Raw genomic sequence first — 12,359 nt, forward strand, 5'->3', positions numbered from 1 at the left:
GGCTCGGGGCCGGCCGCGGGCTCACGAGCGGTCTCTCGTCACCCGCACCTCCCGGGCCGCCTCACCGCTGCCGCCGCCGCGTCCGTCCCCGCCTCCTCCGCCGCCGACCGCGAGCGCTCCGTCCCGGTCGGTGCGCAGGACCGTCGCCCCGCCCGCCCGCAGCGCGGCCACGGTCGCCGGTGCCGGGTGCCCGTAGGGGTTGTCCGCGCCGCAAGAAATGAGCGCCACCCGGGGAGCGGCCAGCCGTATCAGGTCCGGGTCCTGGTAGGCGGAGCCGTGGTGGGCCACCTTCAGCACGTCCACCCCCGCCAGCCCGGCCGCGGCCGGTGAGTGTGCCAGGGCCTGCTGGGACGGTGGTTCGAGGTCCCCGAGCAGCAGCAGCCGCAGTCCGCCGGTCCGCACCAGCAGGGCCACGCTGGCGTCGTTCGGTCCGTCCGGTTCCACCGCCGGGACCTGCCCCGGCGCGGGAGCGGCCGGCGGCCACAGCACCCGCCAGGTCACCGGTCCGGCGCGCCGCTCCTCCCCCGCCGCGGCCCGGGTGAGCGGGATGTGCCGCTCTGCCGCCTCCTGCCGGACGAACGCGACCTGGTCGGCCGGTTCCTCGAAGTCCGTCGTCTCGATCGCGGCCACCGAGCGGCCGCGCAGGACACCGGGCAGCCCCGCGACGTGGTCGGCGTGGAAGTGGGTCAGGACGACCAGGGGGACACGGGTGACGCCCAGCTTCCGCAGACAGCGGTCGACCCGTCCGGGGTCGGGACCGGTGTCCACGACCACCCCGGCCCCGTCACCGGCCGCCAGCACGGTCGCGTCGCCCTGTCCGACGTCGCACATCGCGTACCGCCAGCCCGGCGGCGGCCAGCCGGTGACCACCCGGGCCAGCGGCGCCGGCCGCACCACCACCAGCAGGAGCAGCACCCCCAGCGCGCCGCACCACCAGGGGTGCCGCGACAGCCGCCGGCCGGCCAGGACGACGGCCCCGGTGAGCGCGGCGAGGAGCAGGGCCCCGGCCCAGTTCCCCGGCCAGTCCACTCCCCCGCCCGGCAACGCGGCCCCGGTCCGGGCCACCCGCACGATCCAGCCGGCCGGCCAGCCGGCGCACCAGGCCAGCCCCTTGGCCACCGGCATCGCCACCGGTGCCGTGGCCAGCGCCGCGAACCCCAGCACCGTGGCGGGCGCCACGGCCACTTCCGCCAGCAGGTTGCACGGCACCGCCACCAGGCTCACGCGTGCCGACAGCACCGCCACGACCGGTGCGCACACGGCCTGCGCGGCGGCGGCCGCGGCCAGCGCCTCGGCGAGCCGTGCGGGCACCCCGCGCCGCCGCAGCGCCTCGCTCCAGCCCGGTGCCGTCAGGAGCAGCGCGCCGGTGGCCAGCACGGAGAGCAGGAAGCCGTAACCGCGGGCCAGCCAGGGGTCGTGGAGCACCAGCAGGAGCACGGCCGCGGCCAGCGCCGGGACGAGCGATCCGCGCCGCCCGGTCGCCAGGGCGAGCAGGGCCACGGAGCCGCAGGCCGCGGCCCGCAGCACGCTCGGGTCGGGCCGGCAGAGGACGACGAACGCGAGGGTGAGGGCACCGGCCACGAGCGCGGTGGTCCGCAGCGGCAGTCCCAGGCGCGGGGCGAGGCCGCGGCGCTCGGCGCGCTGGGCGAGACCGGGCGGCCCGACGAGCAGGGCGAGCAGGATGGTGAGGTTGCTGCCGGACACGGCGAGGGTGTGCGCGAGGTCCGTCTCCTTGAACGCCTCGTCCAGCTCGGGTGTGATCCGCGAGGTGTCGCCGACGACCAGTCCCGGGAGCAGCGCCCGGGCGTCCGCCGGCAGCCCCTCGGTGGCGTCCCGCAGCCCGGCTCTGAGCGCGCCGGCCAGCCGCTGCGGCCCGCTCGGTCCCGCGACCACCTCGGGCCGGGGCTCCGCGCGCACCCGCAGCACGGCCGCGCTCCGGTCGCCGCCGCTCAGAGCGGGCGCCAGCCGGGCGACGACCCGCAACCGGGTGGTGGGCAGCAGCCCGAGCCAGGCACGGCGCGCGGCACCGGCCGCGGCCGGTACGCCGGGCTCGCCGGGGGCGACGGGCTCGTCGGGGGCGACGGCCACGTTCGGGGGGCCGGCTACGTCCGGGGCGCCGGCCACGTCCGGGGCGCCGGCCACGTCCGGGGCGCCGGCCACGTCCGGGGCCACCGTCGCTCGGGGGGCGGCCATCGCGTCGGGTGCCGCCGCCGGAGTGCCGGGCGGCGCTCCGGTGGCGGGTGCCCGGGGTGCCGGGACGTCCGCGTCGATGACCAGCAGGACGGGGGTGCGTGTCCCGACCGCCGCTCCGTCCCTTCCCTCCCTCCCCGCCCTCCCCTCCGCCTCCTCCACCTTCTCCACGCGGCGCACCTCCGCCCGGGCCAGGACCGCCACCGGCGCCGCGTGGTCGCCGCGCACCCGGGGCCGGCTCGGCCAGGGGTCACCGGTCAGCTCGACCTCGGCGGTCATGGTCGCGAACCGCCGCGCCGCCTCCGGCACCGGCCCGCGCCGCAGGTCCGCGCCGTGCAGCCCGGCCGATGCGGCCGCCGCCGCCACGCACAGCAGCACGGCGGCGAGCGGAGCCCGGACCCAGCCGGACCGGGAGGGCGTCCGGGCCGGCCCGCCCCACCGGCGGACCCCCAGCAGAACGACACCGGTGATCAGGCTGACGACCGCGACTGTCGCGCTCCAGTGCGGTGGGGCGTCGACGACCAGGGCGGCCGTCGCCCAGGCGGCCAGCGCGGGAGGCACCAGGCGCAGGTCGGCCGCGGCCGCGGCGGGTGCGCTGTGCCCGGGGGCGGTGCTCATGGCCGCACCATGGTCCGCAGATCGCCGTAGCGACGGGCGCCGATGCCGTTGACCTGCCGCAGTTCGTCCACCGAGCGGAAGCCGCCGTGGCGGGTGCGGTAGTCGATGATGTGCTGGGCCAGCACGGGGCCGACCCCGGGCAGGGTGTCGAGCTGCTCGGCGGTCGCCGTGTTGAGGGAGACCGGGGCCGCGGGGGCCGGGCCCGCCGGTCCTGAGCCGGAGCCCGCGCCGCCGCCCGGCCCCGGCGGGGCCGCCGCCCCTGCGGTGGCACCGACCAGGACCTGCTCGCCGTCCACCAGGAAGCGGGCCCGGTTGAGGCCGTCGGTGCTCACGCCCGGCCGTACTCCGCCCGCCGCCCGCAGCGCGTCGGCCACCCGCGAGCCGGACGGCAGCCGCCGGATGCCGGGCCTGCGGACCTTGCCGCCCACGTCGACGACGATCTCCCCGCCCGGCGTGGCCGAAGCACCCGGCGCCCGGGCGGTCGTGGCGCCCGCACCTCCGCCCCCGTCCCCGGCCGCCTCCCGTTCGGTGAACGGTGTCTGCGCCCGCACCACTTGGGGAGCGCTCACGGTCTGCGTCCGGCCGGTCCAGAAGTGCTGGACGGCGAGCACGGCCGCCACCATGAGCACCACGGCGAGCGCGACCACGCCCCGCCGTTCCATCCCGCAGCGCGCCTGCACCCACACCGGCAGCCGCTCGCGCAGGGCGAGCCCGGCCCGGTCGCGCAGGCTCGGCACGGGCCCGAGGGGGTCGGCCGCCTCCGGCTGGTCCTCCTCCGGGTGGTCCTCCTCCGGGTGCGACCCGGCCCGGAGCCGACCGGGCGTCGCCGCCAAGGCCGTTGTCGCGTCCGGTCCGGGAGTCATCTCTCCGGCGGCCCTCGCCCGCGTCCAGGCCACCGGGCGCGGCACAGCCCCGAACCCCCTCACGGTGCCGGTCCCTGCCACGGTCGCCACACCCACGGCCGTCCGCCCGTCCGGTGGCGCCTCCGACCGCCTGACCGATGGTGCGTCCGGTGGCGCCTTGCCCGACTCCCCCCATTCCACGGTGCGTTCGGTGCGTTCGCCGAAGAGGAGTTCCGCTCGGCGGCGCAGTTCGTCCGCCGGGGCGGGGCCGCGGTGCCGGGCGCGGTGGCGGTCGGGCGGGCGGCGGCGGAAGCGGCCGTCGGAGGCCGGGCCGCGGCCGGGTCCGCTGGTCGGGAGGGCGGTGCGGGAGCGTGATCGAAGTGCCATGCGACGAGGATGGGGCATCCCGCCGATCAGCGATGATCTTGGTCGATTCCCGTGGACACCGGGCGACTTGTGGACAACTTCGTCACTCGCGCGAGTGCGGGACGGCAGCCCGGAAAGTGGGGGTCAGCGAGGTGAGACGACCACGCCCAGCAGTCCGGGGCCGGTGTGGGCGCCGATCACCGCTCCGACCTCGCTGACATGGAGGTCGGCCAGGGCGGGGACCCTCGCCCGCAGCCGGTCGGCCAGGGCGGAGGCCCGGTCGGGGGCGGCGAGGTGGTGGACGGCGATGTCGACGTCGGCGCCGCCCGCCCGGTCGGCGGCGATCTCCTCGAGGCGGGCGATCGCCTTGGACGCCGTGCGGACCTTCTCGAGGAGTTCGATGCGGCCGCGGTCGAGCTGGAGCAGCGGCTTGACCGCGAGGGCGGAGCCGAGCAGGGCCTGTGCGGCGCCGATCCGGCCGCCGCGGCGCAGATAGTCGAGGGTGTCGACGTAGAAGTAGGCGGTGGTGCCCGCGGCCCGCTTCTCGGCGGCCGTCACGGCCTCGTCCACGGTGCCGCCGGCCTCCGCCGCCTCGGCCGCGGCAAGCGCGCAGAAGCCCAGGGCCATGGCGACCATCCCGGTGTCCACCACCCGTACCGGCACCGGTGCCTCACGGGCCGCCAGGACGGCCGCGTCGTGGGTGCCGGACAGTTCGGCGGACAGGTGCAGGGAGACGATGCCGCTCGCCCCGGACTCGGCGACCTGACGGTACGTCTCCGCGAAGACCTGGGGGCTGGGGCGGGAGGTGGTGACCGGGCGGCGCTTCTGCAACGCCTGGGCCAGCGAACGGGTCGAGATCTCGGTGCCCTCTTCGAGCGCCTGGTTCCCGAGGACCACGGTCAGGGGCACCGCGGTGATGCCGTGGCGCTCCATCGTCCGCGGCGGCAGGTAGGCCGTTGAATCGGTGACGATCGCGACATGGCGGGACATGAGCTGGAGGTTACCTGCCGTGGTCGCCGTGCGGCAGCCCGGCCCCTGCCCGCCGGACCGGGAACGGGTCCGTCATGTGGTGCTCTCGGGGCGCGGTTTCTTCTGCCAGGAGGGGGTGGGACGCTGCGCGGGCGGGGTGATCGCGGGCGCCGGCCGCTCCGCGTCGGTGGCGGACGCCGGGGTGTCGGACCACGGCGAGGACGCGGGTTCCGGCCCGGTCCAGTGCCGCAGGGCGCCCGCCTCGACGTCGATCTGGGTGCTCAGCGAGTCCAGGTCGTCGTCGGAGAAGCGGCGGGCCCGGTCACGGGCGGCCCAGCGCAGGGAGTCGGCGGACTTGGTGATGCGCTCGGTGCGGCGGCGCAGCTCGGGCAGCAGTGCGGCGAGGGCGGCCCGGTCCGGCTCGGACTCCAGCCGCCGTAGGTCGGCGTCCAGTTCGCGTCCGTGCGCGCTGAGCCGCTCGAAGAGGCCGAGGGACTCCTTCAGCGACTCGTCCTCCACCGCGCCCGCGGCCAGCGCGTCCTGGGTGGCCCGCATCGAGGTGCGCAGGGTGAGCCGGAGCTGGGCGATCTCCCCGGCCGGGCCGATCTGGGCGAAGGACCTGGCACGCAGGGTGTGGTCCTCGACCGTGCGCCTGGCCTGCGCGATCGTGCGGTCCACTCCGCGTTTGGCGGCGCCGACGGCCTTGATCGTGACGTAGGTGCCCACGCCGATGAACGCAAGGAGGATCAGAACGAACACGGTGATCACTGCTTCCATGACGCTCCTCCTCCGACCGGCACGGCACGAGCGGCCGCCTCTCCACGGTAAACGCAGCGGGCAGGCCCCGGGTTCCGGAAGAACCCCGAACCTGCCCGTAGGGGACTACCCCGACGCCCGGCACACCTGGTCACCCCTGTGTGCCGGGACCGTCCCGCGGGGACGCGCGGTCAGCCGGTGACGATGTTCACCAGCTTCGGAGCCCGCACGATGACCTTGCGGACGGCCGCGCCGCCCAGTGCCAGGACGACCTTCTCGTCGGCCAGGGCGGCCTTCTCCAGCTCCTCGTCGGAGATGCCCGGCGGCACCTCCAGGCGGGCCTTGACCTTGCCCTTGACCTGCACGACACAGGTCACGGTCTCGTCCACCACGTAGCGCGGGTCGGCGACCGGGAAGTCCTGGTGGACGACCGATTCGGTGTGGCCCAGCCTGCGCCACAGCTCCTCGGCGATGTGCGGGGCCAGCGGGGCGATCATCAGCACCAGCGGCTCGGCGACCTGGCGCGGCACCGCGGTGCCGGCCTTGGTCAGGTGGTTGTTCAGCTCGGTGACCTTGGCGATGGCGGTGTTGAAGCGCAGGCCCTCCAGGTCCTGGCGCACGCCGTCGATCGCCTTGTGCAGGGCGCGCAGGGTGTCCTCGTCGGGCTCGGCGCCGGTGACGGTCGTCTCGCCGGAGTCCTCGTCGACGACGTTGCGCCACAGCCGCTGCAGCAGCCGGAACTGGCCGACGACCGCGCGTGTGTCCCAGGGCCGGGAGACGTCCAGCGGGCCCATGGCCATCTCGTACAGGCGCAGGGTGTCGGCGCCGTACTCGGCGGCGATCTCGTCCGGGGTCACCGCGTTCTTCAGCGACTTGCCCATCTTGCCCAGCAGGCGGCTGACCTTCTCGCCCTGGTAGTAGTAGTCGCCGTCGCGCTCCTCCACCTCGGCGGCCGGCACCGCGATGCCCCGGCTGTCGCGGTAGACGTAGGCCTGGATCATGCCCTGGTTGAACAGCTTGTGGAACGGCTCGGCCGAGGAGACGTGCCCCAGGTCGTACAGGACCTTGGACCAGAAGCGGGCGTACAGCAGGTGCAGCACGGCGTGCTCGGCGCCGCCGACGTACAGGTCGACGCCGCCGTGCGGCAGGCCCTCGCGCGGACCCATCCAGTACCGCTCGATCTCGGGGTCGACCAGCTTCTGGTCGTTGTGCGGGTCCAGGTAACGGAACTCGTACCAGCAGGAACCGGCCCAGTTGGGCATGGTGTTGGTCTCGCGGCGGTACTTGCGGGGTCCGTCGCCCAGGTCCAGCGTGACGTTGACCCAGTCCTCGTTGCGCGACAGCGGCGTCTCGGGCTGGGTGTCGGCGTCGTCCGGGTCGAACGTGCGCGGGCTGTAGTCCTCGACCTCGGGCAGTTCCAGCGGCAGCATCGACTCGGGCAGCGCGTGGGCGATGCCGTCCTCGTCGTAGACGATCGGGAAGGGCTCGCCCCAGTAGCGCTGGCGGCTGAACAGCCAGTCGCGCAGGCGGAAGTTGACGGTGCCCTCGCCGACGCCGCGGCTCTGCATCCACTCGGTGATGCGCGCCTTGGCCTCGGCGACGCCCAGGCCGTCCAGCGTGACCTCGTCGTTGGACGAGTTGATGATCTTCGCGTCGTAGGAGGCGAAGGCGTTCTCCCACGTGGCGGTGTCGGTGCCGCGGCCGTCGGTCGGCTCGACGATGCAGTGGATCGGCAGCTCGAAGGCGCGCGCGAACTCGAAGTCGCGCTGGTCGCCCGCCGGGACGGCCATGATCGCGCCGGTGCCGTAGCCCATCAGCACGTAGTCGGCGATGAAGACCGGCACCCGCTCGCCGTTGACCGGGTTGGTGGCGTAGGCGCCGATGAAGACGCCGGTCTTGTCCTTGGCCTCGGCCTGCCGCTCCACGTCGGACTTGGCGGCGGCCTGCGCGCGGTAGGCGGCGACGGCCTCGGACGGGGTGGCGTGGCCGCCGGTCCACACGTCGTGGGTGCCCTCGGGCCACGCCTCGGGGGTGAACTTCTCGACCAGCGGGTGCTCGGGGGCCAGCACCATGTAGGTGGCGCCGAACAGGGTGTCCGGGCGGGTCGTGAAGACCGTGATGTTCTCGCCGTCGATCGGGAAGTCGACGCGGGCGCCCTCGCTGCGGCCGATCCAGTTGCGCTGCTGCAGCTTGATGGCCTCGGGCCAGTCCAGCTCCTCCAGGTCCTCCAGCAGGCGGTCGGCGTAGGCGGTGATGCGCATGTTCCACTGGCGCAGCTTGGCCTTGAAGACCGGGAAGTTGCCGCGCTCGGACCGGCCGTCGGCGGTGACCTCCTCGTTGGCCAGCACGGTGCCCAGGCCGGGGCACCAGTTGACCGGCGCGTCGGAGGCGTAGGCCAGGCGGTACTCGCCCAGGACGTCGGCGCGCTCGCCCTCGCTCAGCTCGCTCCACGCGCGCGTGGTGCCCGGGACCGGCCGCTCACCGGACTCGAACGCGGCGATCAGCTCGGCGATCGGGCGGGCCCTGCCGGCCTCTGCGTCGTACCAGGAGTTGAAGATCTGCAGGAAGATCCACTGGGTCCACTTGTAGTAGTCCGGGTCGATCGTGGCGAACGAGCGGCGCTTGTCGTGGCCCAGGCCCAGCCGGCGCAGCTGGGCCTTCATGTTCTCGATGTTGGCCTCGGTGGACACGCGCGGGTGCGTGCCGGTCTGCACCGCGTACTGCTCGGCGGGCAGGCCGAAGGCGTCGAAGCCGAGGGTGTGCAGGACGTTGTGGCCGGTCATGCGCTGGAACCGGGCGTAGACGTCGGTGGCGATGTAGCCCAGGGGGTGACCCACGTGCAGACCCGCGCCCGAGGGGTACGGGAACATGTCCATGATGAACTTCTTGGGCTTCGCGACCAGCTCCGGATCGCCCGCCAGGTCGCCCGTGGGGTTGGGCGCGGCGTAGGTGCCGTCGGCGTCCCAGAAGTCCTGCCAGCGCGCCTCGATGTCGGCGGCCAGGGCGGCCGTGTAGCGGTGCGGCGCGGCCTCCGCCGACGCCGCAGCGGTGGCAGCGGGGTTCGTCTCGCTCATGATCCTCAAAGCTCCATCGATCGTCTCTGCCTGCGGCTGCGTCATCCGAAAACGAAAAAGCCCCTCACACAGGAGGGGACGCCGCGCCGATGCCGACCTCTCGGTTCGACCGGGGGTCGGTACTGATCAGCGCGGCCCGCTAAGCAGAAGGCGTACGGCACGCATGGCGCTAGGGTACCGCAGGCCTTGAGTAAGCCGCGACGCGCTTCCGTATGCCTTGTGGACATGCCAGGAACCCGACCAGAACTGAACGAAGGTCAAGGATTACTTCGCGTAACAGCTACTAAGGGACATCGACACAGTCGCATTGTCCTTTGATAACAACGCAATAACTCAAACCTCGTACTGATCGGTATGGCTCCACTTAGAGTTCGGCAGCGGGACCGCTTTCCCGAAACTGCTCGGAGTTGCCCCCATGAACACTCGTCGTAGTAACAGCTCGCTCCCCAAACCCGGCCGGTCGGCCTACGGGGTGGCGTCCGCTGTCGTCCTGCTGCTCATACCCGCGATCGTGCTGGTCGGAGGCAGCCAGTTCCGCGAGTTCCTGAACTTCGGCGCGGGCGTGCTGTCCCTCGTCTCACTCAGCTGCTCGGTGATCTGGGGCCTGTTCGCCCAGGACCGGATCTTCCTGAACACGCGCCAGCGGATCGTCGGCCAGGCGGTGCACCGGACGACCGCGGTCGCCTCGATCGCGTTCCTGCTGCTGCACATCACCACCAAGATCGCACTCGGTCACACCCAGCTGATCGCCGCGATCATCCCGTTCTCCCTGGGCGTCACCGGGATCGGCGGCCTCATCGGCCTGGGCTCGCTCGCGGGCCTGCTGATGATCTTCGTCGGCGTCACCGGTGCCCTGCGCAGCAACTTCGCCACCCCGGCCCCCGTCGCCGCCCGCTGGCGGGCGATGCACATGCTCGCCTACCCGGCCTGGTGCGCCGCGCTGGTCCACGGCCTCTACGCGGGCCGCCAGGCCAAGCCCATCTTCACGATCCTCTACAGCCTCGCCCTGCTGGGCGTCATGGGCGCCCTCGCGCTGCGGTCCGCCCCGCGCCCCGTCAAGCGCAAGGTCGCCGACCGGCTCGTCGCCCTCCTGGGCAGCTCCGAGCGGCCCGGCATCGACGACCTGGAGGCGAGCCGCTCGCGGGTCGCCGAGTCCGGCCCCCAGGGCTTCGAGGGCCGGCGCGAGGGCCGGCGCGAGCCGCGGCGCCCCGCCGAGGCCCCGGCCCCCGCCGCCGCGCCGCTGTACCAGACCCCGATGGCCCCGGCCGGCGAGCCCGCCTCCGGGTTCGCCGCCGCCTACCGGGCGGTGCAGATGCCCGGCTCCCAGCAGCCGTTCGCGCCCGGCCCGACGACGCGCATGGACCTGCCGCTGGATCTGCAGGCCACCGAGGCGATGCCGCGCGTGGACGGCCCGTCCAGCACCTCGGGAAGCTGGCCGATCCCCTCGCCGCCGCCGGTCGGCGAGGCCCCGCCGTCGGCGTACGACCCGCTCCAGGACACCGGATACAACATCCCGGCTTATGGCAATCCGGGCACCGCCGGCTACGGCCGGAGTGACGTGTACGACACCGGTGAGACGAACAACCGCTTCGGGACGTACAACTCGAACGACACGTTCAACGGCGGTCCCGCCACCGAGACAAACCCCGGCGCCTCGTACGACGCACCGGGTTCGGGCGAACCCTGGAACACGCCTTCCGGAGGCTATAGGTGAACGAGGCCCTGCCCGACGTACCCGAAGTCCGCGTGGTCGGTCTTCCCGTGCTCACGTCGGGCTTCGACCTTGTGGAGCGGCTCGATCTGCCCATGCACCTCAAGGTGCACGGGCCGCTCGACCCGCTCGGCGGCGAGCAGCTCGCGCAGCTCGCCGAGCGCATCAACCTCAAGGGGCGCGGCGGCGCGGGCTTCCCCTTCCACAAGAAGCTGCGCACGGTCGCCGAGGCGGCGATCAAGCGGGGCGTGCGGCCGGTCGTCGTCGTCAACGGCAGTGAGGACGAACCGGCCTGCCGCAAGGACACGGTGCTCATCAACCGCGCCCCGCACCTCATCCTGGACGGCGCCCTGCTGTGCGCGGAGGCGCTCGGCGCCCGCACGCTCGTGATCGGGGTCACCCGGGAGTCCACGCAGCGCTCCATGGAGGCCGCGCTCGCCGAGCGCGGCCTGAGCAACAGCCGCCGGTCGGCCCTGCGCGCGTGGGTGCAGCGCAACCCGGTGCGCATGGTCACCGGCGCCGCCGCGTCGCTGATCCGCTCGGTCGACGGCGGTCCGGCGATCCCGCCCGGCCGCAAGATCAGCGCCTCGCAGAGCGGTGTCGGCGGGGCGCCCACACTGCTGTCCAACGCGGAGACGTTCGCCCAGCTCGCCATCGCCGCCCGGATCGGCCCCGAGCGCTACGGCAACACCGGCCTGTACGACGAGCCGGGCACCGTCATGCTGACGGTCTCCGGCGCGGTCGCCCGGCCGATGGTGATCGAGGTGCCCACGGGCGTGCCGCTGCGCTACGTGCTCCAGCTCGCCGGCGCCCCGCCGGTGCCGCAGGGCGTGCTCACCGGCGGCTACCACGGCAAGTGGATCGACGCGGCCACGGTCAACGAGGCCATCGTCTCGCGCAACTCCCTGGACGCGGTGGGCGGAGCCCTGGGCGCCGGCGCGATCCTGCCGATCACTCAGGACACCTGCCCGCTGGGCGAGTCGCTGCGGGTGGCCCAGTGGCTGGCCGAGGAGAGCGCCGGCCAGTGCGGTCCCTGCTACCTCGGACTGCCCGCGGCGGCGCGCGGCCTGGAGGACATCCTCAACGGCGGCGGGCCCGCCGCCCTGGAGGCGCTGAAGCAGGTCGCCAAGAACGTCAAGCGGCGCGGGGCGTGTTCGCACCCGGACGGCTCGGCGATGTTCCTGGAGTCGACCATCAAGGCGTTCACCGACGACCTGGCCGCCCACGTCCTCGGCAACGGCTGCGGGCGGCCCGTGGAGGGCGTCCTGCCGCTCTTCGAGGGCGGCAGGGCCCCGACGGGCATCCCGGGCGGCGCAGAGGCCGAGGAGACCGGCACCAGCCGCCAGAAGATCTACGTCGACTGGACGCTGTGCCGGGGCCACGGACTGTGCGCGGACATCCTGCCCGAGGTCTTCGAACTGGGCGCGGACGGGTTCCCGACCGTGGCGCAGGCGCAGGTGCCGCGCTACGCGGAGGCGAAGGCGCTGCGCGCGGTGCGCCGCTGCCCGGCGCTGGCGCTGCGCATCGAGGAGGACACGCGCGGGCAGGCGCCGGCACGCAACCTTCCCGTCCTGTCCCAGGGCCGCGGCCGCCGCGCCCTCGGACGCTGAGCCAACCGACGGCGGGTCACCCCACCCCGGGTGACCCGCCGTCGCGCCACCCATCGGACGGAGGCCGGCCGGGCGCCGGGACCGGGTGGGGTGAAACACGCCGAAGGCGGACCATCCGTCAGGATGATCCGCCTTCGATTTCTGTGGAGCTAAGGAGAATTGAACTCCTGACCTCCTGCATGCCATGCAGGCGCTCTACCAACTGAGCTATAGCCCCTTGCGG

General features: G+C 74.0%; 7 protein-coding genes and 1 tRNA gene. 2 read left to right on the top strand and 6 right to left on the bottom strand.

All coding sequences use genetic code 11. From position 1 onward, the window contains the following. Positions 1 to 21: 21 nt before the first annotated feature. The 5 genes from B446_RS13470 to leuS form a co-directional block, all read right to left on the bottom strand. Entirely contained in the window at positions 22 to 2,808 is a 2,787-nt protein-coding gene (locus B446_RS13470; protein WP_020939995.1) for a ComEC/Rec2 family competence protein, read from the bottom strand. Further along, entirely contained in the window at positions 2,805 to 4,037 is a 1,233-nt protein-coding gene (locus B446_RS36445; RefSeq protein WP_020939996.1) for a ComEA family DNA-binding protein, read from the bottom strand. The genes B446_RS13470 and B446_RS36445 overlap by 4 nt, the downstream gene beginning before the upstream one ends. A gap of 123 nt (positions 4,038 to 4,160) precedes the next feature. Further along, positions 4,161 to 5,006, bottom strand: coding sequence for a DegV family protein (locus B446_RS13480; protein WP_020939997.1), 846 nt, complete (start codon positions 5,004 to 5,006; stop codon positions 4,161 to 4,163). Positions 5,007 to 5,078: 72 nt separating this feature from the next. Next, a complete protein-coding gene (locus B446_RS13485; protein ID WP_043475525.1) occupies positions 5,079 to 5,762 on the bottom strand; it encodes a hypothetical protein in 684 nt (227 codons plus the stop codon). A gap of 170 nt (positions 5,763 to 5,932) precedes the next feature. Beyond that, entirely contained in the window at positions 5,933 to 8,815 is a 2,883-nt protein-coding gene (gene leuS, locus B446_RS13490) for a leucine--tRNA ligase (RefSeq protein WP_020939999.1), read from the bottom strand. Positions 8,816 to 9,230: 415 nt separating this feature from the next. Between leuS and B446_RS13495 the strand changes: the two genes are divergently transcribed. Together B446_RS13495 and B446_RS13500 are read left to right on the top strand one after the other, a co-directional pair. Further along, positions 9,231 to 10,529 (top strand): cytochrome b/b6 domain-containing protein, encoded by a 1,299-nt coding sequence (locus B446_RS13495; RefSeq protein WP_193384457.1) that lies wholly within the window; start codon positions 9,231 to 9,233, stop codon positions 10,527 to 10,529. After that, positions 10,526 to 12,136, top strand: a complete 1,611-nt coding sequence (locus B446_RS13500; protein WP_020940001.1) for an NADH-quinone oxidoreductase subunit NuoF family protein — start codon at positions 10,526 to 10,528, stop codon at positions 12,134 to 12,136. The genes B446_RS13495 and B446_RS13500 overlap by 4 nt, the downstream gene beginning before the upstream one ends. A gap of 144 nt (positions 12,137 to 12,280) precedes the next feature. Here the strand turns inward: B446_RS13500 and B446_RS13505 are convergent. Next, positions 12,281 to 12,353 (bottom strand) — tRNA-Ala (locus B446_RS13505). Positions 12,354 to 12,359: the final 6 nt, after the last annotated feature.

This window comes from Streptomyces collinus Tu 365 (assembly GCF_000444875.1).
In the GTDB taxonomy this organism is placed as follows: domain Bacteria; phylum Actinomycetota; class Actinomycetes; order Streptomycetales; family Streptomycetaceae; genus Streptomyces; species Streptomyces collinus_A.

Excerpts from the sequence above, each read along its gene's own strand:
- leuS (WP_020939999.1), bottom strand. The coding sequence starts at position 8,815 with ATGAGCGAGACGAACCCCGCTGCCACCGCTGCGGCGTCGGCGGAGGCC.
- B446_RS13495 (WP_193384457.1), top strand. The coding sequence starts at position 9,231 with ATGAACACTCGTCGTAGTAACAGCTCGCTCCCCAAACCCGGCCGGTCG.
- B446_RS13470 (WP_020939995.1), bottom strand. The coding sequence starts at position 2,808 with ATGAGCACCGCCCCCGGGCACAGCGCACCCGCCGCGGCCGCGGCCGAC.
- B446_RS13480 (WP_020939997.1), bottom strand. The coding sequence starts at position 5,006 with ATGTCCCGCCATGTCGCGATCGTCACCGATTCAACGGCCTACCTGCCG.
- B446_RS13485 (WP_043475525.1), bottom strand. The coding sequence starts at position 5,762 with ATGGAAGCAGTGATCACCGTGTTCGTTCTGATCCTCCTTGCGTTCATC.
- B446_RS36445 (WP_020939996.1), bottom strand. The coding sequence starts at position 4,037 with ATGGCACTTCGATCACGCTCCCGCACCGCCCTCCCGACCAGCGGACCC.